Source organism: Rhizobium sp. NXC24, assembly GCF_002944315.1.
Classification (GTDB): Bacteria; Pseudomonadota; Alphaproteobacteria; order Rhizobiales; family Rhizobiaceae; genus Rhizobium.
Genome location: NZ_CP024311.1, coordinates 626240 through 650017, shown reverse-complemented (window position 1 = coordinate 650017; position 23778 = coordinate 626240). Strand labels below are relative to the sequence as shown.

General features: G+C 61.7%; 20 protein-coding genes. 5 read left to right on the top strand and 15 right to left on the bottom strand.

Going from position 1 to position 23778, the window contains the following annotated elements:
• Window positions 1-4 precede the first annotated feature (4 nt).
• From cheD to NXC24_RS03160, 9 genes are all read right to left on the bottom strand, one after another.
• The gene (gene cheD / locus NXC24_RS03200; protein ID WP_104821981.1) at window positions 5-559 is read right to left on the bottom strand and encodes a chemoreceptor glutamine deamidase CheD; all 555 of its coding nucleotides are present in this window, start codon (window positions 557-559) and stop codon (window positions 5-7) included.
• Complete coding sequence (locus NXC24_RS03195) at window positions 556-945, bottom strand: response regulator (protein WP_004128537.1); 390 nt, start codon at window positions 943-945, stop codon at window positions 556-558. The genes cheD and NXC24_RS03195 overlap by 4 nt, the downstream gene beginning before the upstream one ends.
• Complete coding sequence (gene cheB / locus NXC24_RS03190; RefSeq protein WP_104821980.1) at window positions 945-1988, bottom strand: protein-glutamate O-methylesterase CheB; 1044 nt, start codon at window positions 1986-1988, stop codon at window positions 945-947. The genes NXC24_RS03195 and cheB overlap by 1 nt, the downstream gene beginning before the upstream one ends.
• A complete protein-coding gene (gene cheR / locus NXC24_RS03185; protein ID WP_104821979.1) occupies window positions 1985-2893 on the bottom strand; it encodes a protein-glutamate O-methyltransferase CheR in 909 nt (302 codons plus the stop codon). Before cheR ends, cheB begins: the two co-directional genes overlap by 4 nt.
• The gene (locus NXC24_RS03180) at window positions 2890-3357 is read right to left on the bottom strand and encodes a chemotaxis protein CheW (RefSeq protein ID WP_104821978.1); all 468 of its coding nucleotides are present in this window, start codon (window positions 3355-3357) and stop codon (window positions 2890-2892) included. Before NXC24_RS03180 ends, cheR begins: the two co-directional genes overlap by 4 nt.
• Before the next feature lie 4 nt (window positions 3358-3361).
• A complete protein-coding gene (locus tag NXC24_RS03175) occupies window positions 3362-5671 on the bottom strand; it encodes a chemotaxis protein CheA (protein ID WP_104821977.1) in 2310 nt (769 codons plus the stop codon).
• Window positions 5672-5686: 15 nt separating this feature from the next.
• Window positions 5687-6052, bottom strand: coding sequence for a chemotaxis response regulator CheY1 (gene cheY1, locus NXC24_RS03170; RefSeq protein ID WP_104821976.1), 366 nt, complete (start codon window positions 6050-6052; stop codon window positions 5687-5689).
• Window positions 6049-6345 (bottom strand): STAS domain-containing protein, encoded by a 297-nt coding sequence (locus tag NXC24_RS03165; RefSeq protein ID WP_028751176.1) that lies wholly within the window; start codon window positions 6343-6345, stop codon window positions 6049-6051. Before NXC24_RS03165 ends, cheY1 begins: the two co-directional genes overlap by 4 nt.
• Before the next feature lie 62 nt (window positions 6346-6407).
• Entirely contained in the window at window positions 6408-8054 is a 1647-nt protein-coding gene (locus NXC24_RS03160; protein WP_104824981.1) for a globin-coupled sensor protein, read from the bottom strand.
• Between the two features lie 730 nt (window positions 8055-8784).
• Here NXC24_RS03160 and NXC24_RS03155 point away from each other — a divergent pair.
• A complete protein-coding gene (locus NXC24_RS03155) occupies window positions 8785-10281 on the top strand; it encodes a glycosyltransferase family 39 protein (RefSeq protein ID WP_104821975.1) in 1497 nt (498 codons plus the stop codon).
• A 97-nt stretch (window positions 10282-10378) separates the two neighbouring features.
• On the opposite strand, the gene NXC24_RS03150 is transcribed toward NXC24_RS03155, so the two are convergent.
• A complete protein-coding gene (locus NXC24_RS03150; protein WP_104824980.1) occupies window positions 10379-10624 on the bottom strand; it encodes a helix-turn-helix transcriptional regulator in 246 nt (81 codons plus the stop codon).
• 103 nt (window positions 10625-10727) lie between these two features.
• Between NXC24_RS03150 and NXC24_RS03145 the strand changes: the two genes are divergently transcribed.
• The 3 genes from NXC24_RS03145 to secD all read left to right on the top strand — a co-directional run bounded on the left by NXC24_RS03145 (window position 10728) and on the right by secD (window position 15668).
• Window positions 10728-12581, top strand: coding sequence for a cation:proton antiporter (locus NXC24_RS03145; protein ID WP_104821974.1), 1854 nt, complete (start codon window positions 10728-10730; stop codon window positions 12579-12581).
• A 15-nt stretch (window positions 12582-12596) separates the two neighbouring features.
• Entirely contained in the window at window positions 12597-13019 is a 423-nt protein-coding gene (locus NXC24_RS03140; RefSeq protein WP_104821973.1) for a hypothetical protein, read from the top strand.
• 93 nt (window positions 13020-13112) lie between these two features.
• The gene (gene secD, locus NXC24_RS03135) at window positions 13113-15668 is read left to right on the top strand and encodes a protein translocase subunit SecD (RefSeq protein WP_104821972.1); all 2556 of its coding nucleotides are present in this window, start codon (window positions 13113-13115) and stop codon (window positions 15666-15668) included.
• Window positions 15669-15723: 55 nt separating this feature from the next.
• On the opposite strand, the gene NXC24_RS03130 is transcribed toward secD, so the two are convergent.
• The gene (locus tag NXC24_RS03130) at window positions 15724-16599 is read right to left on the bottom strand and encodes an SMP-30/gluconolactonase/LRE family protein (protein ID WP_104821971.1); all 876 of its coding nucleotides are present in this window, start codon (window positions 16597-16599) and stop codon (window positions 15724-15726) included.
• 269 nt (window positions 16600-16868) lie between these two features.
• On the opposite strand from NXC24_RS03130, the gene NXC24_RS03125 reads away from it, so the two are divergent.
• Entirely contained in the window at window positions 16869-18938 is a 2070-nt protein-coding gene (locus NXC24_RS03125; protein WP_104821970.1) for an ATP-dependent helicase, read from the top strand.
• A gap of 72 nt (window positions 18939-19010) precedes the next feature.
• On the opposite strand, the gene mmsB is transcribed toward NXC24_RS03125, so the two are convergent.
• From mmsB to NXC24_RS03105, 4 genes are all read right to left on the bottom strand, one after another.
• Window positions 19011-19892: a 3-hydroxyisobutyrate dehydrogenase gene (mmsB, locus tag NXC24_RS03120; RefSeq protein ID WP_104821969.1), complete on the bottom strand. Its 882-nt coding sequence runs from the start codon at window positions 19890-19892 to the stop codon at window positions 19011-19013.
• Between the two features lie 22 nt (window positions 19893-19914).
• Entirely contained in the window at window positions 19915-20973 is a 1059-nt protein-coding gene (locus NXC24_RS03115; protein ID WP_104821968.1) for an enoyl-CoA hydratase/isomerase family protein, read from the bottom strand.
• 41 nt (window positions 20974-21014) lie between these two features.
• Window positions 21015-22610 (bottom strand): GMC family oxidoreductase, encoded by a 1596-nt coding sequence (locus NXC24_RS03110; RefSeq protein ID WP_104821967.1) that lies wholly within the window; start codon window positions 22608-22610, stop codon window positions 21015-21017.
• Window positions 22611-22787: 177 nt separating this feature from the next.
• The gene (locus NXC24_RS03105) at window positions 22788-23777 is read right to left on the bottom strand and encodes a branched-chain amino acid ABC transporter permease (protein WP_104821966.1); all 990 of its coding nucleotides are present in this window, start codon (window positions 23775-23777) and stop codon (window positions 22788-22790) included.
• Window position 23778 lies beyond the last annotated feature (1 nt).

Sequence of the window (23778 nt, the reverse complement as noted above, 5' to 3'; positions counted from 1 at the left end):
TTGATCAGAAAAATTCGATCGTGTTGTCGACCGGCTTCGGGGCGGCAACGGGGCGCTGTTCCAGAGCCACGGTCTTCTGCGTTTCGGCGCCGGTCAACGGGTATTGCCGGGCGCGGCCGGAGATCGGCCAATATTCGATCTTGCGTCCATGCTCGCCGCCGGTGCTGGAGCCGACGACCGGAATGCCTTCATCCCGCAGGAACTGCATAGCGAAGGCAGCGTTCTGTTCGCCGACATTGGAGAAGGTGGCAATCGTCTTCGCACCGCCAAAGATCTTCGCCTCCAGCCGGTCACGACGCGCGCCCTGCTTCAGGAGGCCGTTGATCAGAAGCTCCATCAGGTGCACGCCGTAACGCGTCGCATCACCACCACTCGTCGGCGAAGCAGCCGTTCCCGGCAGCAGAAAATGATTCATGCCGCCGACGCCCGCAATCGGATCACGCAAGCATGCCGCCACGCACGAGCCGAGAATGGTCGACAGCACCACGTCCGGGTCGTTGATGACCTTGTACTCGCCCTGAATGATGTGCACGCGACGGGCAGCACCCTCGACGATCATTTCAATGCTCCGAACACGGCCTCGATCGCCGCTTTCATCTTTTCAATGGTGAAGGGCTTGGCGAGAACGTTGTTGGCGCCGAGCTGGGCGGCCTTCTGCACCAACGCACGGTCGCCCTGCGCCGTCAGGATGATGAAGGCCGCTTTCTTCGTCGTCGGATTGGTGCGCACGGCCTGCAAGAGGCCGAGACCATCCATCTTCGGCATGTTGAAGTCGGAGATCACCAGATGATGTGGTTGCTGCTCCATGATCTTCATGCCCTGCTCGCCGTCACCGGCAGCAGTGATTTGCTTGAAACCTAGTTGCGTCAGCGCGTCGCTCAACAACAGACGACTGGTGACCTGATCGTCGACGATCAGAACTTTGATTTTCTCCGCTAGAGACATTATTCGCTCCCTTCCTTGCGGGCGGCTGTTACTTTCAAAATTTCCTCGCCAATGGCGTTCAGCGGAAACTGCTGCTCGACTGCACCCAACTCGAACGCAACCCTCGGCATTCCGTAGACCACGCAGGTCTTTTCGTTCTGACCGATGGTGCGTGCGCCGGCATGGCGCATCTTCAGAAGGCCGGCGGCGCCGTCGCGCCCCATGCCGGTCAGGATCACGCCGACCGCGTTGCGGCCGGCGAGCTCGGCGACTGAATCGAAGAGCACATCGACGGATGGACGATGGCCGTTGACAGGTCCGCGGTCGACCAGGCGGCAATGGGGTGCCGATGTATTGGCGACCTGCAAATGCCGATCGCCGCCGGGCGCCAGGTAGATCTTGCCGATTTCCAGCCGCGCACCATCGGTCGCCTCCTGCACCACGGGTGCGCAGAGGCGGTTGAGCCGTTCGGCAAAACTGCGGGTAAAGCTTGGCGGCATGTGTTGGGTGATGACGGTCGGCGGGCAATTGGCCGGGAATTTCTGCAGGACCGCGATCAATGCCTCGACGCCGCCGGTGGACGAACCGATCGCGACAATCTTGCGGCCGACGCGGAAATCCGCGGTCGCCGGCGGCTGTGTATTGTTGGCGGCAGGCTTGCTATATTGCCGCTGCGAACGGGCGGCCGCCTTCACCTTTTCCGCCAGATCGCCGAAAGGACGCGGCTCGCCGGGAGCAGGTTTGCCGACGCAATCAAACGCGCCGATTTCAAGGGCCGTCAGGGTCGCCTCGGCGCCGCGATGCGTCATGGTCGATACCATGATGACCGGCATGGGCCTCAGCGTCATGATCTTTTCGAGAAAATCGAGGCCGTTCATGTTCGGCATCTCGATATCGAGCGTCACGACGTCCGGATTGAGTGCCTTGATCGCCGCACGCGCTTCCATCGCGTCGCCGGCCTGACCGATGACGTCGACCTCCGGATCGGAGCTCAGAACGGCGGTAATCAGGCCGCGCATGGTTGCGGAGTCGTCGACAACAAGAACACGGGCGGGAGCGCTCATGCTTTCCTCCCGGTGGAATTGGCAATGCGGCGATAGGTGGTAATGCCAATATTGTCGAAGACGTGCTTGGCCTCGCCGGAGACGCGCTCGGAATGGCCGATATAGAGATGGCCGTTCTCCGGCAGCAGGCCGGCGAAGCGCGACCAGATCTTCGTCTGCGTCGGCTCGTCGAAATAGATGACGACGTTGCGGCAGAAGATGACGTCGAACAGGCCCTTGAACGGCCATTGCGCCATCAGGTTCAGCTCGTTGAAGGTGATCAGCCGCTTGACGCGATCGTCGATCTGGAACTTGCGGCGCCCCTGGACCTCGACTTCCTGGAACCATTGCTTGCGCATGGCGGGCGAAACCGTCTCGAGCGACGTCTCGTCATAGGCACCCGCGCGAGCAAGGCCGAGGATCTTCGGATCAATGTCCGTTGCCAGAATCTTGAAATCGAGCTCGGCGACGTTCGGCAGCAGTGACAGAACCGTGAGCGCGATGGAATAGGGCTCCTGTCCGTCGGAACAGGCAGCCGACCAGATGCGAACGCGACCGCCACTCTTGGCGCGCGCCAGAAGGCCGGGGAGAACCTCGTCGCGCAGATGATCGAAATGATGGTTCTCGCGGAAGAAGCGGGTGAAATTCGTCGTCAGATGCGACAGCATCTCGCGCCGCGCCGCCGCGCCCGCCGGCGAGGAGACCAGTTGGCAATAATCGCGAAAGCCCGGCAAACCCAGCGCGCGGATATGTTTCGACAGCCGCGAATAGACCAGCGAGGCTTTGGTCTCGTTGAGAGAAATCCCGGCGTCCGAGTAGATCATGGCGGCAATTTCAGAGAGATCGCGCCGTGTCAGCGGATATTCGCCGCTGGCCAGCACCTCGTCCGGGGATGCCCTGAAATCTGTCGCTCCCATAATGCTCATGCAGCTTCGCTTTCGCTGTCCGGGAACAGGGTTTCGAGTTCGATAAGGCAGATCATGCGGCGGTCGATCGCCAGGATGCCGCGTGCAAACTGCCGCTCATAATCGGAAGAGATTTCCGGTGTCGGCTGAATATTGTCGTCGGTGACCGTCAGAATATCGGACACGGCGTCGACCAGCAGGCCGACGACCTTACGCTTGACCTGCGCCACGATGATCACATGACGCGCGGTCGGCTCGGCGCGCTTCATGCCGAGGCGGGCCGAGAGATCGACGATCGGCAAGACAGCGCCGCGCAGGTTGATAATGCCAAGGACATGGGCTGGCGCATGCGGCATGGCCGTCGCCGGCGTCCAGCCGCGGATTTCACGGACCGACATGATATCGACGCAGAATTCCTGATCGCCGATGCGAAAGGCGATCAGCTCACGGGCACCCTGGGTCAGGTTCTTGACGGCATATGACATAGGCTCAACCCGCCGCTGCGTACGATATTTCAGCCTTCAGCGACTGCCCGCGGGAGGCGCCGACCACGGCATCAACGTCGAGGATGAGAGCAACGCGCCCATCGCCAAGGATCGTTGCTGCGGCAATGCCGGGCACGTGCGTGTAGTTCGCTTCGAGGCTCTTGATGACCACCTGGCGCTGGCCCTGGATGGCATCGACCATCAGAGCACGCTGTCCGCCGCCTTCCGATTCCACCAGCAGCGCAACACCGTCGACCGGATTGGCCTGCGTGGCGCGGAAGTTCAGGATGCGGCCGACATCGACCAGCGGGCAGAAGCTGTTGCGGATCGAGATCAGGCGGTGGTTGGCGCCGAAGGAGTGGATGGCGGAAGCCTCGGGCTGCAAGGTTTCGACGATCGCCGTCAGCGGCACGACCAGGGTCTGGCCGGCGACCGTCACCACCATGCCGTCGAGGACGGCCAGCGTCAGCGGCAGGCTCATGGTGAAGACCGAGCCGTGTCCGGGCTTGGAGCTGATATTGATGCGGCCGCCGAGCGCCTGGATCGAGCGCTTGACCACGTCCATGCCGACGCCGCGGCCGGAAATGTCGGAGATCTTATCGGCCGTCGAGAAGCCCGGCAGGAAGATCAGGTTGTCGATCTCTTCGTCCGAAAGGTTGGCATCGGCGGGGATGAGATCGTTGTCGATCGCCTTCTGACGCACCTTTTCGCGGTTGATGCCGGCGCCGTCGTCGGCGAGTTCGATCAGGATGCGGCCGGAACGATGTTTTGCCGTCAGGCGAACCGTGCCTTCCCGGTTCTTGCCGAGCGCCGTGCGCTTTTCCGGCGTTTCAACGCCGTGGTCGACGGCATTGCGGATCATATGGGTCAGCGGCTCGGCCAGCTTGTCGATGACCGTCTTGTCGACTTCGGTGTTTTCACCCTCGGTGATCAGGCGGATCGACTTGCCGGTCATGTCGGCGATTTCACGGACGATACGCGACATGCGCTGGAAGACCGGCTTCACCGGCTGGGCGCGGATCGCCATGACGCTGTCCTGGATCTCGCGTGTGAGCTGCTGCAGCTCCTCGAGGCCCATATTGATGGAGGACGCGCCATTGTTATCGTTCTCGATGACGCTCTGCGAGAGCATCGCCTGGTTGATGACAAGCTCGCCGACGAGGTTGATCAGCCGGTCGACGCGATCGAGATCGACGCGGATGGTCTGCCCGGCGCCAGCGGCGGCATTGTTCTGCGCGGCGGCGTTGGCAGCGGCAGCGGCGGCGGCTGCCGCTGCTTCCTTCTTTTCGACACGAGCGGCGGCAGCGGCAAGCTGCGTGACATTGCTGGCCGTTTCAGCGGCGGCAACAGCGGCAGCGGCATCGCTTTTCGGTTTCGGCGCTTCGGCAGTTTCCACAGCCGGCTCGTCACCGTCCAGAGCGGAGAGATCGAAGGGCACGGGGATCATCGGCAGCTCTTCATCACCGCCGACAGGCGAGGCAGCGTCTTCGATCAGCCGGATATCCAGCTCGCAATCCCATTCGGCGAATTCGAAGACCGTGCGGATAGCGTCTTCGCCCTTGTCCGTCTTGACCGAGATCGTCCACTTGAAATACGCGCCTTCGGGGTCGAGCTGATCGAGGCCCGGCAGGGCGTCCATATTGCAATGAATGCTCATTTCGCCGACGCGCGTGAGATCGCGCAGCAGCAGCGTGGCATCGTTGCCCTTGGCGTAGAGGTCGGAGCGCGGCTTGAAGCTGACTTCGTATTCCGGCATGCCCGCAGACGCTTCGTCGCCACCGAAATCATCGTCGAAGCTGAAGGGGATCGGCTGAAAACCGCTGTCATCCGTGGGAGCGGGTGCGGCTTTGACAGGAGCAGGCGCCGGTGCGGGCGCTGCCGCCTTCACGGGCTTCGGCGCAGCTTCAGCGGCTGACGGTGCCGAGGGCAATTCGCCATGGGCCAACGCTTCCAGTTCCTTGACCAGGCCCCTGCTACGGGCCTGATCGACACTGCCGCCGTCACGGGCGGCGTTGGTCAGGTCCGCCAGAACGTCGGCGGCCTTGAGCATGACCTTCAGGACATCCTGGGTCGGCTCCAGCTTGTTGGATCGAACGCAATCGAGCGTGGTCTCGAAGACATGGGCAAAGGCGACAAGGTCATCCAGACCAAAGGCCCCTGCCCCACCCTTGATGGAATGAACGGCACGGAAGACAGCGTTGACGGTTTCCGGATCCCGGTCGCCATCATTCATTTTCAGGAGACCGGATTCCAGTTCGGCGAGCTGCTCTTCGCACTCCTGGAAGAAAATCTCTTTGATTTCGTTCATATCCATAGGAACAGATCCTGTTTAAGCGGTTACACGCTCGATGGCATCGATCAGCTTGGCGGGATCGAAGGGCTTGACGATCCAGCCCGTCGCCCCGGCCTGACGGGCACGGTTCTTCTTTTCGGCGTCGCTTTCGGTCGTCAGCACCAGGATCGGGATGGCCCGGTACCGGTCGTTGCGACGGACGCCCTCAATGAAGCCGAAACCATCGAGGCGCGGCATGTTGATGTCCGTGACGATGACGTCGGGATTGGCTTCTTCCAAAACCTCGAGACCCTCGACGCCGTCTTCGGCCTGAATGGTCTCGAAGCCGGCATTGTTGAGGGTGACGAGAAGCATGTTTCGAATGGTCCGTGAATCATCCACGGTCAGTACTTTTTTCTTCATTGCCGGATCTCCTTGGCAAGCAGGTGATCGATGTCGACGCCGATCAACTGCATCGTTTTTTGAAATGCATCCGACACCTTCGAAAAGGTGAAGGACAGCTTGTCTTCATCCCAAGTCTTGGCGGCTGCCATGATGACCTGGACGCACAAGGCGCCGATCCTCTCGACGCCGGATGCGTCGATCACGACATTGCTGCCGCGCAGCCCCACCAACTTGCCGCGAAGCGTCGAGGCTTCATTGAGGTCCAGCACCGCAGCCAGACTGATTGTCTTTTCGCCCTTCCTGCTCGGCATCGCTTTATTCCTTGTTGCCTAAAATCGGGTCCCACAGCCCGCATGCGCATAAAATAGAGATGTCAGTAAACATTCCGTTCGCCTCCAAGCCCGGCCCTGCGAAGCGGAAATTCGAATTCGGCAGCACTGCCCTCGTCACGCCCGGCAGCCCCTTCGTCGCGCCAGGCGATCGGCAAGCGTTGCGCTGCGGTCACCGGCCGCGGCACAGCCGCGTGGCGGCGCTCGCGCTCGAGGCGGAACTCGCGGATCGTCTGACCAAGTTCGAGGATGACGGTATGAAGATGATCGGCGCCTTCGTTCGAGCGACGGGCGAGGCTTTCGGTGGCAGCGGCGCGTTCGCCGAAGCCACCGATATCCGTCGTCACCGTACGCAGACCGGCTGCCTGTTCATCGGTGGCGGCTGCGATGCCGGAGATAGCGTCGTTAATATCGGTCACCTGGCGGACGATGCCGCCGATCGCTTCCTGCGTGCGGCCGACCATCTGCACGCCGGCATCGACCTGCGCCTTGGTGCCTGTCACCAGCACCTTGATCTCCCGGGCCGCATCGGCGGAGCGTTGGGCGAGCGCGCGGACTTCCTGGGCGACGACGGCAAAGCCGCGGCCGCTATCACCGGCGCGCGCGGCTTCGATACCGGCGTTGAGCGCCAAAAGATTGGTCTGGAAGGCGATCTCGTCGATGACACCGATGATCTGGCCGATCTTTTCCGCCGAAGTTTCGATATCGGCCATGGCGGAAATCGCCTGGCCGACGACCCGGCCACTGTCTTCGGCTGCAACACGGGTGGAGGCGGCGGCGCGCTCTGCTGACCGGGTGCTCGCGGCATTGCTGCGAACCTGATCAGCCAGTTCGGCAAGCTGCCTTGCCGAGGCGGCAAGCCCCTGGGATTGCTCCATCGAATTCTGAGCGAGGGAGCGGGAATCGCGTGCGATGGCATCCGTCGCCGCATCGGCCGCCTGCACTCTGCCGGACAATGCCGCAAATTGCTGGTGGATATCGTCCAGGGCGGCATTCAGCGTCTGCGCCAGTTCGGCATAGGCTTCCGGACCATCGGCAGGCAAGCGGGAGGTCAGATCGCGTTCCGCGAGGCTGCTGATAACATCGGCGAAGAGGCCGGCGGCTTCGGCATGATCGGCGCTGCGCTGTTCGGCAAGCGCCCGCTGATGGTTGAGCCGCAGCTCGTTGAAGCGCAGCGATACGGCGATTTCGACATCGACCATGACGAGGCGGACGGCGGCGGTGATAAGCTCGCTCAGCTCGCGGGCTCGGCGCTTGGCGCTTGGCAGGATGGCGCGGCCGCCCATCTCACCGACGATACCGGCAAGGACATGCTCCAGAACCACGCCATGACCGGCGACGTGCCAGCGCGGGTCAAGCCCCATCTTGCTTTCGCTGTCGGAGAGAACCTTGACGCGTTCGGCATAGAGGCTGTCGAAACGGGCGTCCGTCAGCACACCCCAATGCGAGGATTGCAGGTCTTGCAGCCGTTCGAGCTGGCTTTCGCTCGTAAAATTGCGGGCGGCGTCCGGAAAAGTCTGGAGACGGTGGAAGAGATCGCGCAGGCCGGCTTTCAGATGCGCGTCCAGCATCGGCCGGTTGCGGCGCACGATTTCGCACTGCTCGGCATCGAGACCAGCAAAACGCAAGCGGTCGCGAAGGCTGCCCGCCTGCGCCCGTCCTGCCTGATCTGATGGCGAATCCTGCGCCAAAATCGTCCCCACCGAACTGCCGGGCGTAGACAACGCCGGCGAAACCACTGAATGATCCGGTTCAGATGCGATGAGGAGACGAGGAAAGGCGCACGCCGCCGCCGGTCCGCTATTGACCGGGACGCTGAAGCTCGCTCGTTCATCACAGTCTGTGTTCGGACCGTTTGATGACATGGATACCGGATCTGACCCGGTACGACGGGGCGGCTTCATGCCTGGTGAGAACGAGTGACAGTTTTCCCATTCCGACGTGCTAGTTCAATGTTTATGGTTAATTCCTTGCTTGAAGGTTAATAAGCCCCGTCCGCTATCCCGTTTTGATTTAAACTATTTCGGGTTCGAATTCTGTCGGCGGCCGTTTTGAGTAAAAAGCGAAGTAGCCGCAAGTCACAGGCAAGCTTCATGCTCTAATCCGGTAAGTAGAGACACCTTCGATGTCGATACGGAGAGAGCAATGATTGTTCTTGGTTTGACTGCTTCGTTGACGGCCGGCATGACGCTTGCTGCCTTCGTGTTCCTGAGCCTCATCAACGAGGCCCGCAGCAAAATCGCTCCGCGCGTACTCTGAGCATCCCGCTTCAGCCGTCTACAGACGACCAAATATCTTGTGAAGATACTTGAACGCGTGGTATCGGCCGCGCTTTTACCGTCGTTCTCTCTGCGAGAACTAGCGTCGGGCTCGATACTTCCGTATGAAGCCTGACGACCCGGCACCGAGATCGACCTGTTGATGTCCGACACCACCTATACCGAAACGAGCCACAAGACACTTTCACTGCGGCTTGGTCTTACAATCATCTTCGGCGTCACGCTTTGGCGTGTGGTGATGCTGTTCTTCAATAGAACGGACCTTTTCGTCGACGAGGCTCAATATTGGTTCTGGGGCCAGAACCTCGACTTCGGCTATTATTCGAAGCCGCCGGTCATCGCCTGGGTCATTCGCTTTTTCAATGCGATATCGGGATCGGACTCGACTTTCTGGATCCGCGTTTCGGCGCCTCTCTTCCATCTCGCCACCGCCCTGATGCTGATGCGCACGACGCGGCGGCTGATCGAGGGGGATGCCGGGCGGGAGATCGAGCCCTGGGTCGGTGTCATCTTCGTCACCCTGCCGGCGGCCTCGCTTTCGGCCGTGCTGATGTCGACGGACACGATCCAGATCCTGTTCGTCACCATTGCCATCTGGGCCTTTCTCGGCCTCACCAAGCGCTCTTCGATCACCGAGGCGCTGATCCTCGGCGTGAGCCTCGGGATCGCCTTCCTGACGAAATATTCGGTGCTGTTTCTGCTGCCGGGCGTCGGCATCGCCATGCTGACACTGCGTTCGGCACGCATTGCCTGGCGGGACGTGCTCATCGCCGCCATCGCTGGCGCGATCGTCGTTTCCCCGAATCTCTGGTGGAATTTCGCTCATGATGCAGCAACGGTGCGCCACACCGAAAGTATTGCCCATTGGAATGGCGATGGAAAAGGCGGCGGATTGGTGAAGCACCTGCTCGCCGCGCTCGGATTCGTCGGCGCGCAGTTCGGCGTCGTCGGTCCCGTCATCTTCTATGGCATGCTCTGGGCCGCCTGGCGGATGATCCGCGGGCAAAGCGACGACAGGGAAAAGCTGCTCGTCTGGCTGTCAGTTCCGGTCGTGGCGTTGATCACGCTGCAGGCGCTGTTTGCCAAGGCCTATGCCAATTGGGCGGTTACCGCCTATGCCGCCGGCACGATCCTCGCCGTCTGGCTCCTCCACCGCCTGACGAAGAAGGGTCTCGTCGTTTCGCTGGTCATCGGCTCGGTCGTTGCCTTCCTGTTGCCGGTCCTGACCGTGTTTGCCTATGACATCAAGCTGCCGAACGGCGATCTGGTCATGAAACGATATGTCGGCCGCAGCGCCATCAGCCTAGAGATCGCCGATATCGCCGCGCAGGCGAATACCTCAACCATCGTCGCCGATAACCGCGATATTCTTGCCGATCTGTTCTATACGCTGAAGGGCAAGCCCTATCATATCTACGCCCGCAATTCCGGCGGTTTCCCGAAGAGCTATTACGAGCAGAATTTTTCGCTGCCACCCACCGTGACGGACGAGGTGCTTTATATCGACGACGAACCGTTCGATTGCACCGCGGGGCGCTCGGAACTCATCAAGAATTGGTCGCCGGATTTCGGCAATATGAAAGGCAGGGCGCTCTACGCCTACCGTCTCTCGCCAAGCTGCCTGGCGCCCAAGCCTTAGAGCAATTCCAGGAAAAGTGCGAAGCGGTTTTCCGTCCGGAATGCGTAAAAACAAAAGGATAGAGCGGGAAAGCGATTCCGTGAAACGCGAAACCGCTCTAACCGCGGTCGGAAGCCGGACGGAGGCAGACGCCCCAACCAAGTTCCGGCATTTCCACGAAGACGACCCCGCCATCTTCGAAGGCCAGACGCAGTTGCGCCTCGGTCGCCCGGTGAATGTCGTGGCGCCCGCCCTCGTAATCGCGGATCGTACTCCGCGACACGCCGGCTCTCTCGGCTATATCCAACTGTGTCCAGTCGAGCAGCCCGCGTGCCGCGCGGCAGAGTGCGGGTGTAAGAATCATCGGGTAGCGGCCTTGATTCACGATCAAAATTCACCCATATTGGTCAACATAAGCCAAATATGTCATAAACCGCACGGGATTTCCAGTATCGAAGGAGACAGCGATGCCGCACGACACGCCCTTGATTTCGACCATCGTCATGGGCCTTGTGCTGGCATTCATCTTCGGCGCCATCGCCAATCGATTCAAGCTGCCGCCGCTCGTCGGCTATCTCATCGCGGGCGTGCTTGCAGGTCCGCATACGCCCGGCTTCGTGGCCGACCAGAGCCTTGCGCCGGAACTCGCCGAAATTGGCGTCATCCTGTTGATGTTCGGCGTCGGCCTGCATTTTTCACTGAAGGACCTGCTGTCGGTGCGCGGCATCGCAGTTCCCGGCGCGATCGTCCAGATCGCCTTCGCCACCCTGCTCGGCTGGGGGCTTGGCGCCTTGATGGGTTGGCCGCTGGGTGGCAGCCTGGTCTTCGGCCTCGCGCTCTCCGTCGCCTCGACGGTCGTCCTTCTGAAAGCCTTGCAGGAGCGGCGGCTGGTCGAAAGCGAGCGCGGCAAGATCGCGGTCGGCTGGCTGATCGTCGAGGACCTGGCCATGGTGCTGGCGCTCGTCCTCATCCCGGCTGCAGCCAGCATCTCGGCCGACGGTCATGGCACGGCCGAGCCGCTATCGGCCGGCCTCAGCCGCTTGCTTGGCCTCGATCTCGGCATCACCGGCATTATCGGCATGACGTTGCTGAAGGTCGCCGCCTTCGTCGGGTTGATGCTGGTCGTCGGCCGGCGGATCATTCCCTGGATCCTACACCGCATCGCCCATACCGGCTCGCGTGAACTCTTCCGCCTCGGTGTCCTCGCGATTGCGCTCGGCGTCGCCTTCGGGGCCGCGAAACTCTTCGGCGTGTCGCTGGCACTCGGCGCCTTCTTCGCCGGCATGATCCTGTCGGAAAGCGAGCTCAGCCACCGAGCCGCGCAGGAAAGCCTGCCGCTGCGCGATGCCTTTGCCGTGCTGTTCTTCGTCTCGGTCGGCATGCTGTTCGATCCGAACATCCTGATCGACAATCCGCTGCCGCTGCTGGCGACCGTGTTCATCATCGTGATCGGCAAGTCGGTTGCCGCCTTCTTCATCGTGCTCGCCTTCCGCAAGCCGATGAGCACGGCGCTGACCATCTCCGCCAGCCTGGCGCAGATCGGCGAATTCTCCTTCATCCTCGCCGCGCTCGGCTTCGATCTCGGCCTGCTGCCTGGCGAAGGCCGCGATCTGATCCTTGGCGGCGCGATCATCTCGATCATTCTCAACCCGCTTGTCTTCATAGCCTGCGACTGGCTGCGCAAGACGCAGGAAACCAGGCCGCAAAGCGAGATGCCGGAAAGCACGGAGCCGGCGGTGCAAGCAGAACGGTCGACAGCGGGCGAAGTCTCGCCTGCCTCCGCGGATCAGCCAATGGCCCACGAGGTCGGTGAGGAGCTGCACGCCGTTACACTGACGGGCCATGCGGTGCTGATCGGCTATGGCCGCGTCGGCAGCATCGTCGGGGAGAGCCTTAAATCGTCCGGTACGCCCTTTGTGGTCATCGAAGATTCCGACAAGCGGATCGGCGACCTCACCCGGCAGGGAATCGAGGCGATCTACGGCAATGCGGCCTCCGCGGAGGTTCTGGCATATGCCAATATTTCCGGCGCCAGCAGCCTGGTCATTGCTATTCCGAATACCTTTGAAGCTTGCAGTGCCGCCGAGCAGGCACGCGCGGCCAATCCATCGATCCTGATCGTCGCCCGCGCTCATTCCGACGCCGAGGTTGATGTGCTCAAGCAATATGGAGCCGATACGGTGATCATGGGAGAGCGGGAAATCGCGCTGGGCATGGTTGACCGGCTTGCGCAAGTGCATCATGACAGGCCGTACTATGAAGACGCGCAGCGTCCTGATATCATCACCGAACCGTCGGAATCCGCTCCGGCAAAGGAATGAAGGCCTTTTGAACCGTTGAACCCGTTCGAATTCGGCGCTGCCGACAGCGAAGAGAACGATAGCAGGATGACGCGACGCGCCGGAGCGCGTGTGATCGCCTCGCTGTTTGTCGCTTTTTTCGCCTACCTCGGACTGGCGCTCGGCGGCGGCATCAATCTCGCCGCGCGGGCGGATGCGGAGGCCTTCTCCTCCGGCAAGGACAACCAACCGCTTTATGTCGCCCTGCGCGATCCGGTGCGCGGCATAGTCGTCGCCGACCGCACGGTCACGCCGAAAGCCACCTGGCACGATATCGGATCGGCAACGCTTGCGACCCTTCCCTCGCTCGGACTTCTGAGCAATCCGCGGCAGCCGCGCGAACGCGGCACAGCCGCACGGCACGAATCGCTTCCTTTCCGCGCCTATCTCGCCCGCGCGCCGCCGGCTGCATTCGTCTGACCGGTTCCCGCGCTTAACGGCGCATCTCCGACATGACCCCAAGTTCACCAGCGGCAAGCTCCGCTGGCATTAGCGTATTCAAGGATAATATTCATGCGCACCTCACGATGGCTGGTGCTCACCTATACGGTGATCATCGTGCTTGGCTTTCTCATCGCCCTGCCGAACGTGCTGCCGCAGTCGGTCTTAAGCAAAATGCCGTCCTGGCTTCCGCACAGCCAGGTTTCCCTCGGCCTCGACCTTCGTGGCGGTTCCTATCTCGTCCTCGAAGTCGACGAGAAGGACCTGACCAATGGCCGGCTGCAATCGCTGCTGCAAGACTCGCGCCGTGTCCTGCGCGACAAGAACATCCTGACCCGTTCGATCGTTCGCAATGGTGATCAGATCGTCGTCACTCTGACTGATCCGTCGCAGAGCGGCGATGCGGTGACTCAGTTGCGGACCCTCGCCAATACGATCGCGTCCGGCCTTTCCGCCGGCCAGTCCGATCTGACGATTACGCCGAACGGCAGCGCGATTGCCATGTCCTTCTCGCCGGCCGGCATCGCCGCCAACGTCGATTCCGCCGTCCAGCAGAGCCTGGAAGTCATCCGCAAGCGCGTCGACCAGGTGGGCGTCGCCGAACCGACCATCCAGCGCGTCGGTCCCAACCGCGTCCTCGTGCAGCTTCCGGGCGCACAGGATCCGTCGCGTCTGCGCGAACTGCTCGGCTCGACCGCGAAGATGTCCTTCCATCTGCTTGCCGACAATGTCGATCCGAACAATCCCGGCCCCGGTGTTACCATCCTGAAGGATGACAAGGGCAACAGCTATCCGGTTCTCGATCGCATCGAGCTTGCCGGCGACCGCCTCACAGACGCCCGCGTCAGCTTCGATCCGAATACGCACGAGCCACTCGTCACCTTCCGCTTCGACAGCGCCGGCGCCAACCGCTTTGCGGAAATCACCCGCGAAAACGTCGGCAAGCCTTTCGCTATCGTGCTCGACAACAAAGTGCTGAGCGCGCCGAACATTCGTGAGCCGATCACCGGCGGTTCGGGCCAGATCTCCGGCAACTTCACCGCTGACAGCGCGACGACGCTCGCAGCCCTGCTGCGCGCCGGCGCCCTGCCGGCCAAGCTCACCGTCATCGAAGAACGCACTGTTGGCGCCGACCTCGGCAGCGACGCGATCCAGAAGGGCATCTATAGCGGCCTGATCGGCTTCGTCTTGGTTGCCGCCTTCATCTTCGTGCTCTACGGCGCCTGGGGGATTCTTGCGAATGTTGCCCTGCTCATCCACACGGTCCTGACCTTCTCGGCCCTGACGCTGGTCGGCGCCACGCTGACGCTGCCCGGCATCGCCGGCGTCGTCCTTGGTATCGGCCTTGCGGTGGATGCCAACGTTCTCATCAACGAGCGCATCCGCGAAGAAACCCGCAAGGGCCGCGGCGCCTTCGCCGCCATCGATAACGGCTTCAAGAAGGCTTATTCTACGATTATCGACGGCAACATGACGGCCCTGATCGCCGCCGCCATCCTGTTCTACTTCGGCTCCGGCCCGGTTCGCGGCTTTGCCGTGACCATGGGTCTCGGCCTCATTATCTCGATGTTCACCTCCGTCGCCTTCGTGCGCGTCGTGATGATCGCCATCACCCGTCGCCGCAAGCTGAAGGTGCTCAACATCAGGCCGCTGATCCCCTTCAGCCCCTATGACAAGCACATCCAGTTCATGAAGGCCCGCTTCTTTGGCGTCACCGTCTCGGCAATCCTGTCGATCGCCTCGGTGGTCCTGTTCATTCATCCAGGCCTCAACTACGGCGTCGATTTCCGCGGCGGCATCCAGATGTCGGTCAAGACCAAGGACGCGGCCGATCTGGCGACGTTCCGCGAGGGCCTGAACACGCTCGGCCTCGGCGAAATCGCACTGCAGTCCTTCGGCGACAACAGCAGCCTCCTTGTCCGCGCCCAACGCCAGGACGGCGGCGAAGAGGCACAGACAGCCGCGGTCACCAAGCTCAAGGCAGAAATCGTCAAGATCGACCCAACCGCGACCATCGAAGGGACGGATGTCATCGGTCCGAAGGTTTCGGGCGAACTTGCCTGGGCCGGCATTCTGTCGGTCGTGATCGCCAGCCTGGCGATGCTGTTCTACATCTGGTTTCGTTTCGAATGGCCGTTCGCGGTCGGAGCCATTGTCACGCTGGTACTCGACGTCACCAAGGCGATCGGCTTCTTCGCGATCACCGGCCTCGATTTCAACCTGACGGCCATCGCCGCGATCCTGACGCTCGTCGGATATTCGGTGAACGACAAGGTCGTGGTCTATGACCGTATGCGTGAAAACATGCGGCTCTATAAGTCGATGCCACTGCGCGACATCATCGACAAGTCGATCAACGAGACCCTGGCGCGAAGCCTCTATACCAACGCCACCGCCTTCCTGGCGCTGGTGCCGATGGCGATCTGGGGCGGCAGCGCCGTCTCCAGCTTCGCAATCCCGATGGTGTTCGGCATACTCGTCGCTGGCGCCTCGTCGGTCTTCATCGCCGCTCCGATCCTGCTGTTCCTCGGCGATTGGCGCCGCCGCCATGCCAAGGCGGTCGCCAACGACGCCGAGTCGGACGACAAGTCCGGCAAGGACAACAAGCAGATTCCTGCTGCCGAATAAACGGCGGATAGACATGAATGAGGACATGCCCGGCTTCCGGGCATGTCCTTCCGCCTCAAGATCCGAAGGCGGGCATGTGCAGCGCCAGTCCTGGCCGCGGCGCCACTATTCTCTCCAAAACACCATTTTCCTGCTCGGTAATCAGCGCATATTTGCCATCGAGGGTGAAAGCGATGTTGCCCGGCCGCGTGCCATTGGTGCGGATACGGCCGGCGATCTTTCCCGCGGGATCAACCATGCAAATCTCGCCTTGCCCATAAATCGTGCAATAGAGCGTGCCGTTGCGATCAAAGGCCATGCCTGCCGGTCCACATAGCGCCTTCACAGCAGGCGCCGGCATCACCTGCGCAAATAGTTCCTGCCGCCCGCCGACGATCTGGCGATAGATTTTCCCGGTCAATGTCTCGCTGTAATAGAGCAATCCGTCCGGCCCGAAGGCTATGCCGTTGGCATAGAGCAGACCGGTCGCCAGCACGCGCTGCACCCGGCCTTCCGCCGGATCGATCTGATAGACACGGCCGTTATAGGGCGCCTGGAAAAAATCGGGATTGATATCAGCGCCGTCGAGCAGATCGGAGATACGGACGCCGGAATCGGTCATGTAGAGCAGGCCGTCAGGGCCAAAGGCCAGATCGTTCGGGTAGAGAAACGCGCCGTCATTGCCGCCTTCTATCACCTGCAAGGTGCGGCCTTCCGGAGACAGCCGGACAAGGGAGTTTTCCGGGCCGCCCGCCACCCAGAAACAATTGTCGCCATCGACGGCGAGCCCGGTCGGCCGGCCGCCGGTACGGCAGATTTCACGGCGGATGCCGCCCACAATCATCGTCAGGCAACGACGACTGTCGTCAGTCTCCACAAGCGCGATGCGACCATCGGTCAGGGCAACAGGCCCCTCCGGCAGACGCAATCCGGTGGCCATCGTCTCGTTCATATTCGGGAACCCTACCCAGCGCACCGAAACCCCAAAAATCGTGTGTCACAGATGGTAAATAAGTACCCCAAAAGCTTTTTCGAGCCGGGTATTCGTTAAATCTGAACCAAATTCATGACGGGAGGGTCACATCTTTGTGCAGATCCGCCCGATCTTGACAGTTTTAGCCAATTCAGAACATTCATCGAACATTCGGATATTATTGCGAACATGATTCGTCGCCGATTCCATGTTCGTGCGCCCGCCGTCCGAAGCCTTCAGGAGAGCCCATGACCGCCGCCTATCTGGAAAAGCTGAACCCGGAGCAGCGGCAGGCGGTGGAGCACGGCACGACGGTCGAAGGCAGCCATATTGCCGGGCCGCTGCTGGTGATCGCAGGCGCGGGCTCCGGCAAGACGAATACGCTGGCCCACCGCGTCGCGCATCTCATCGTCAAAGGCGCCGATCCCCGCCGCATCCTGCTGATGACCTTCTCCCGCCGTGCGGCGGCCGAAATGGGCCGCCGCGTCGAACGCATCTGCCGGGAAGTGCTTGGCGCCAATGCCGGCATCATGGCCGATGCACTTGCCTGGACCGGCACGTTTCATGGCATCGGCGCGCGGCTCCTGCGCGATTACGCCGAACAGATCGGCCTCGACCCGGCCTTCACGATCCACGACCGCGAAGACAGCGCCGATCTGATGAACCTCATTCGCCACGAACTCGGCTTCTCCAAGCTGGAAAACCGCTTTCCGACCAAGGCGACCTGCCTCGCGATCTATTCCCGCGCCGTCAATTCGGAAGCGCCGCTCGAAGAGGTGCTGCGCGATTTCTTCCCCTGGTGCGCCGCCTGGGACAAGCAGTTGCGCGACCTTTTCGCGGCCTATGTCGACGCCAAGCAGGCGCAAAACGTGCTCGATTACGACGATCTGCTGCTCTACTGGGCGCATATGCTGCACGAACCGCTGATCGCCGAGGATATTGGCGGCCGCTTCGACCATGTGCTGGTCGACGAATATCAGGATACCAACCGGCTGCAGTCATCGATCCTGCTGGCGCTGAAACCTGACGGCCACGGGCTGACCGTTGTCGGCGACGATGCGCAGTCGATCTATTCCTTTCGCGCCGCGACCGTGCGCAACATTCTCGACTTTCCGACCTCTTTTACGCCCGCCGCCAATATCGTCACGCTCGACCGCAACTACCGCTCGACGCAACCCATTCTCGCCGCCGCCAATGCGGTGATCGATCTTGCCTCCGAGCGTTTCACCAAGAACCTGCGCACCGAACGCCAGAGCGCTGAGCGTCCGCGGCTGGTCACGGTGCGCGACGAAAGCGATCAGGCGCGTTATATCGCCGATCAGGTGCTGGAAAATCGGGAGAGCGGCGCCAAGCTCAAGCAGCAGGCCGTGCTCTTCCGTACCTCAAGCCATAGCGGACCGCTGGAAGTCGAGCTCACCCGCCGCAACATTCCCTTCGTCAAATTCGGCGGGCTGAAGTTTCTCGACAGCGCCCATGTGAAGGACATGCTCGCTACCCTTCGCTTTGCCCAGAACCCGCGCGACCGTGTCGCCGGCTTCCGGCTGATGCAGCTTTTGCCGGGCGTCGGCCCTTCGACTGCCCAGCGCGTGCTCGATCATATCGGCGAACAGGCCAGTCCAATGGCGGCCCTGGCCGATTTTCCGGCGCCGCCGCGCTCGGGAGAGGACTGGACGGCTTTCGTTGCAACCATGCAGGAGTTGAAGGCCGGCAAGGCGGGATGGCCGGCGGAAATCGGCCTCGTACGGCAATGGTACGAACCGCATCTGGAGCGGGCGCACGAGGACGCAGCGACGCGCCAGGCGGACCTGATCCAGCTCGAACAGATCGCCAGCGGCTATGGCTCGCGCGAGCGCTTCCTCACCGAACTGACGCTCGATCCGCCCGATGCCACCAGCGACCAGGCCGGCACGCCGCTGCTTGACGAGGATTATCTCATCCTCTCGACCATCCATTCCGCCAAGGGCCAGGAATGGACGAAGGTGTTTGTCCTCAATGCCGTCGATGGCTGCATTCCGGCAGATCTCGCGGTCGGCTCCTCCTCCGAGATCGAGGAGGAGCGGCGGTTGCTCTATGTTGCCATGACACGTGCCAAAGACAGCCTCGATCTCGTCATCCCGCAGCGCTTCTTCATCCATGGCCAGCATGCGCAGGGCGACCGGCATGTCTTTGCCTCGCGAACGCGCTTCATTCCGGCGACATTGCTGCAGTTTTTCGAGGTTTGCGGCTGGCCACAGGCCCGCGCCGAAAGCGCCGCCGCCATCAGGGCGCGGCAGGTAAGAGTCGATGTGGGTGCGCGCATGCGCGGCATGTGGCGGTGAATTGGGGCCCATTTGTCGAGGCCGCTTTTCCGGCGTCGGAGCTTCAACTCACTCGATCATCACGAGTAATATTCAGTCCGCCTCCCGAAACATCTCAATAATGGCCGAAAAATCGCGGCCGCCATTACCGAGCTTTTCAAAGAGTGCGTAGAGCTGCGCCGCTTCGGCACCCAGAGGCGTCGATGCGCCAGTTGACAGCGCTGCCTCCTGTGCCAGCCGCAGATCCTTCAGCATCAGTGCTGCCATGAAGCCCGGTTTGTAGTCGTTATTGGCCGGCGAGGTCGGCACAGGGCCGGGCACCGGGCAATAGGTATTGATCGACCAGCATTGCCCCGAAGAGGTTGAGGCGACGTCGAAGAGCGCCTGATGCGAGAGGCCGAGCTTTTCGCCGAGCACGAAGGCCTCGCAGACGCCGATCATGGAAATGCCGAGGATCATGTTGTTGCAGATCTTCGCCGCCTGCCCGGCGCCTGCGTCGCCGCAATGGACGATCTTCCGGCCCATGACTTCCAGCAGCGGTTTGGCGCCTGCAAAACTTTCCGCCGAGCCACCAGCCATGAAGGTGAGCGTTCCGGCTGCCGCACCGCCGGTGCCGCCGGAGACCGGCGCGTCGAGCGACAGGCAGCCGGCATCGCCTGCCATGGCATGGGCCTTGCGAGCGCTGTCGACATCTATGGTCGAGCTGTCGATCAGCAGAGTGCCCTTCGGCACGGAGCGCAGAATATCGGTCCAAACCGTTAGAACATGCTGCCCCTTCGGCAACATGGTGATGACGGCTTCGGCATCCGCAAGCGCTTCGCTCAGCACGTTTGCGGCCTTGACGCCCGTCGCCTCGGCGGCCTTCAGCATATCATGCGAGAGATCGAAGCCGATGACCTCATGGCCGACCTTGACCAGATTGGCGGCCATGGGACCGCCCATATTGCCGAGCCCGATGAATGCGATCCGTGTCATGATGCTCTCCTCCCATGATCATTTACGTCTCGAAAAGCGGCGGTCGCGCCGGCACGAAGAAGCGGTCGATATCGCTTGCCGCGACCTCGGCAAGGCTTGCCGGCGACCATTTCGGATTGCGGTCCTTATCGATGACGGCGGCGCGGACGCCTTCATAGAAGTCGGGATTATACAAGATCCGCATGCAGGCGCCGAGTTCGCGGTTCAAGCATTCGGCGAGGCTTGCACTGCTGCGTCCGGCGCGCAGCAGCCGCAACGTCAGTTTCAGGCTGGTCGGCGAGCGCGTGCTGATTATCTGCCGCGTTTCTGCGGCGAAATCGCCTGCCTCTTGCGCTAGCGCCTCCTGAATCTCCCCGACGGTATCATATGCCAGCGCCCGATCGATCGTATCGCGGTTAGCGACCAGGCGGCTTTCGCCGGCAGCAACCGCCATGCCCGCGATTACCGTATGCACATCGGCCGGCGATGCAGCAACCGGCAGCGCGCCGATCGCTTCGATCAGCGCCGATAGATCGGAAGAAGCAACACGATGATCGGCCAGCCGCGCGTGAATCGCATCGGCGGCGTTGATGGCGAGGCCGGTCAGGCCCATCCAGGTGCCAGCTTCGCCGGGCGCGCGTGGTAAAAGCCAAGTAGCGCCGACATCGGGAAAATAACCTATGCCGGTTTCCGGCATGGCGAAGCGGGTGCGTTCGGTGACGACGCGATGGCTGCCATGGGAAGAGAGCCCGACGCCGCCGCCCATGGTGATGCCGTCCATCAGCGCCACATAGGGTTTGGGATAATCGGCAATGGCGTGGTTGAGGCGGAATTCCTCGCGCCAGAAGGTTTCGGCGTCTGAAGAACCCTGTTTGCCGCTCTCATGCAACAGGCGGATGTCGCCGCCGGCACAGAAGGCGCGGTCACCCTCGCCCTTGACGATCACACTGGCGATGGATGGATCGGCGGCGAAATCAGCAAGCGCCGCTGCAATTGCCCGGATCATTGGCAGCGTCAGGCTGTTCAGCGCCTGCGGCCGGTTGAGGCGGATAAGCCCCGCCGATCCCTGACGCCCAATGATGACCTCGTCTATGCTCTGCATTCGAAAACTCCCCATACCCGCCTTCCTCAATCAATAGGCGCTCAGCGGTTGTCGGCAAGGATCATCTCGGCGGCTTTCTCGGCAATCATGATGGTCGGCGAATTGGTATTACCCGAGGTGATCGACGGCATGACTGAGGCGTCGGCGATCCGAAGCCTTGCCAGCGCCCGAAACCGCAGGCGCGGATCGACCACGCTTTGCGGATCGCCGCCCATGCGGCAGGTGCCGACCGGGTGAAAGATCGTCGTGCCGATATCGCCGGCGGCGCGCTCGAGGTCGGCATCCGTCTGATAGGACGGGCCTGGCTTGAATTCTTCCGGCTTGAACTTGGCGAAAGACGGCTGCTCAACAATCCGCCGGGTCAGCCGGATGGAGCGCACGGCAATCTCTCGGTCGCGCGGTGCCGAAAGATAGTTTGGGCTGATTGCCGGCTGCATGGCAAAATCAGGGCTCTGGATGTGCACCGAACCGCGACTTTCCGGCCTCAGATTGCAGACGCTTGCCGTGATCGCCGGAAAGGGATGGACGGGATCGCCGAATTTGTCGAGCGAGACCGGCTGCACATGATATTGCAGATCCGGCGTTTCCTTGTCGGGGCCGGAGCGGGTGAAAATGCCGAGCTGGCTCGGCGCCATCGCCATCGGCCCGGAGCGGCGCACGAGATATTCCAGCCCGATCGCCGCTTTGCCGAAGAATTTCGTCGCCTTTTCGTTCAGCGTCGGCACGCCGGTGACTTTATAGGCCATGCGCAGTTGCAAGTGATCCTGCAGGTTTTCGCCGACCGCCTTGACTTCCCGCACCACTTCAATGCCGGCCTGGCTCAACACCTCGCCGCGACCGATGCCGGAGAGTTCGAGAATCTGCGGCGAGCCGATCGCGCCGGCGGAAAGCACAGTCTCCTTGTCGGCATAAGCGCGTTTGGTCACGCCGTCATGCTGGAACTCGACACCGGTGACGGCATCGTCCTGGATGAGCAAGCGACGAACCTGTGCCTTGGTAAGCACTGTGAGATTGCCCTGCTTCAGCGCCGGTCGCAGGAAGGCCTTCGCGGTGTTCCAGCGGATGCCCGAGCGCTGGTTGACATCGAAATAGCCGGAACCTTCATTGTTGCCGCGATTGAAATCCGCAGTCTCCGGAATGCCGGCTTCGCGGGCGGCCGCCTGGAAGGCGTCGAGCACGGCCCAGCGCACGCGGGCTTTCTCGACTCGCCATTCGCCGCCCGCGCCGTGCATTTCATCCTTGCCCCTATAATGGTCCTCGGACTTCACGAAATAGGGCAGCACGTCGTCCCAGCCCCAGCCGGCACAGCCGAGTTGCCGCCAGAGATCGTAATCCCGTGCCTGACCGCGCATATAGATCATGCCGTTGATCGAAGAGCTGCCGCCGAGCACCTTGCCGCGCGGATAGTTCAGCGAGCGGCCGTTCAGCCCCGCTTCCGGCGCTGTGGTGAAGCACCAGTCGGTGCGGGGATTGTTGATGCAATAGAGATAGCCGACCGGGATGTGGATCCAGTGGTAATTGTCGCTGCCACCTGCCTCCAACAGCAGCACCCTGTTGTTGCGATCCGCCGACAGCCGGTTGGCAAGCACACAGCCGGCACTGCCGGCACCGATGATGATGTAGTCGAAGCGATCCATTCCAGAGACTCTATCGTCCCCTCTCCGCGCCTGCGGGGAGAGGGTTAGGGTGAGGGGCTCGAAGGTTCGGCAAATTCCGTATTCGCTGGAAGTCCGTGCAGCCCCTCATCCGCCCTTCGGGCACCTTCTCCCCGCCCCTTCGACAAGCTCAGGACGGGGAGAAGGAAAGTCAAGCAGTCAGCGCCGATACTCGAACCCCAGCTTGCGCCCCAGCCGCGAAGCATAGAATTCGCCGATAATGCCGCGACGGAAGAGCAGGACGCAGACCATGAAGACGATGCCGGTGATGATCGTCACTGGGAATTCCGAGGTTGCGAGATAGTTTTCCAGCGTTGCCACGAAGCCGGCGCCGAAAAGCGGGCCGACCAAGGTGCCGATGCCACCAAGCAAGGTCATCAGGATCACCTCGCCCGACATCTGCCAGGCGACATCGGTGAGCGTTGCGAACTGGAAGACCAGCGCCTTGACCGCACCCGCAAGCCCGGCAAGCGCCGCCGACATGACGAAAGCACCGAGCTTGTAATGGGCCACGGAATAGCCGAGCGAAATGGCCCGCTGCTCGTTTTCCCGGATCGATTTCAGGATCATGCCGAAGGGCGAATTGATGAAGCGCCAGATGATCAGCACGCCGATGATGAACACCGCCAGCACGAAATAGTACATGTTAAAGGAGTTGCTGAGATCGATGACGCCGAAGAGGTAACCTCGCGGCACCGACTGAATGCCGTCTTCGCCCTGGGTGAACTTCGCCTGCAGGCAGAAGAAATAGAACATGTAGGACAGCGCCAGGGTGATCATGGCGAAATAGATGCCCTGCCGGCGAATGGCGACGAAGCCCATGATCAGGCCGAGCAAGGCTGCGCCCGCAACGCCGATCAGGATGCCGAGTTCCGGCGGCACGCCCCATACCTTTACCGCATGCGCGGTGAAATAGGCCGCGCCGCCGAAGAAGGTGGCATGGCCGAAGGACAGAAGACCGGTATAGCCAAGCAGCAGATTGAAGGCGCAGGCGAACAGCGCGAAGCAGAGCACCTTCATGACAAAGATGGGGTAGATGAAAAACGGTGCCCAGATCAGCAGCACCAGGCCGACGACCAGGAAGCCCTTCTGAACTGATGATGACGGGCGGCGGCTTTCGGACTTCAGCGTATCGGTCATATCAGCCATG

Bases quoted from the DNA above. Each gene is read 5' to 3' on its own strand.
- NXC24_RS03145 (WP_104821974.1), top strand. From the start codon at position 10,728: ATGCCGCACGACACGCCCTTGATTTCGACCATCGTCATGGGCCTTGTG.
- NXC24_RS03130 (WP_104821971.1), bottom strand. From the start codon at position 16,599: ATGAACGAGACGATGGCCACCGGATTGCGTCTGCCGGAGGGGCCTGTT.
- cheY1 (WP_104821976.1), bottom strand. From the start codon at position 6,052: ATGAAGAAAAAAGTACTGACCGTGGATGATTCACGGACCATTCGAAAC.
- secD (WP_104821972.1), top strand. From the start codon at position 13,113: ATGCGCACCTCACGATGGCTGGTGCTCACCTATACGGTGATCATCGTG.
- NXC24_RS03150 (WP_104824980.1), bottom strand. From the start codon at position 10,624: ATGATTCTTACACCCGCACTCTGCCGCGCGGCACGCGGGCTGCTCGAC.
- NXC24_RS03180 (WP_104821978.1), bottom strand. From the start codon at position 3,357: ATGTCATATGCCGTCAAGAACCTGACCCAGGGTGCCCGTGAGCTGATC.
- cheR (WP_104821979.1), bottom strand. From the start codon at position 2,893: ATGAGCATTATGGGAGCGACAGATTTCAGGGCATCCCCGGACGAGGTG.
- NXC24_RS03105 (WP_104821966.1), bottom strand. From the start codon at position 23,777: ATGGCTGATATGACCGATACGCTGAAGTCCGAAAGCCGCCGCCCGTCA.
- NXC24_RS03110 (WP_104821967.1), bottom strand. From the start codon at position 22,610: ATGGATCGCTTCGACTACATCATCATCGGTGCCGGCAGTGCCGGCTGT.
- cheB (WP_104821980.1), bottom strand. From the start codon at position 1,988: ATGAGCGCTCCCGCCCGTGTTCTTGTTGTCGACGACTCCGCAACCATG.
- mmsB (WP_104821969.1), bottom strand. From the start codon at position 19,892: ATGACACGGATCGCATTCATCGGGCTCGGCAATATGGGCGGTCCCATG.
- NXC24_RS03175 (WP_104821977.1), bottom strand. From the start codon at position 5,671: ATGGATATGAACGAAATCAAAGAGATTTTCTTCCAGGAGTGCGAAGAG.
- NXC24_RS03115 (WP_104821968.1), bottom strand. From the start codon at position 20,973: ATGCAGAGCATAGACGAGGTCATCATTGGGCGTCAGGGATCGGCGGGG.
- NXC24_RS03125 (WP_104821970.1), top strand. From the start codon at position 16,869: ATGACCGCCGCCTATCTGGAAAAGCTGAACCCGGAGCAGCGGCAGGCG.
- cheD (WP_104821981.1), bottom strand. From the start codon at position 559: ATGATCGTCGAGGGTGCTGCCCGTCGCGTGCACATCATTCAGGGCGAG.
- NXC24_RS03165 (WP_028751176.1), bottom strand. From the start codon at position 6,345: ATGCCGAGCAGGAAGGGCGAAAAGACAATCAGTCTGGCTGCGGTGCTG.
- NXC24_RS03155 (WP_104821975.1), top strand. From the start codon at position 8,785: ATGTCCGACACCACCTATACCGAAACGAGCCACAAGACACTTTCACTG.
- NXC24_RS03195 (WP_004128537.1), bottom strand. From the start codon at position 945: ATGTCTCTAGCGGAGAAAATCAAAGTTCTGATCGTCGACGATCAGGTC.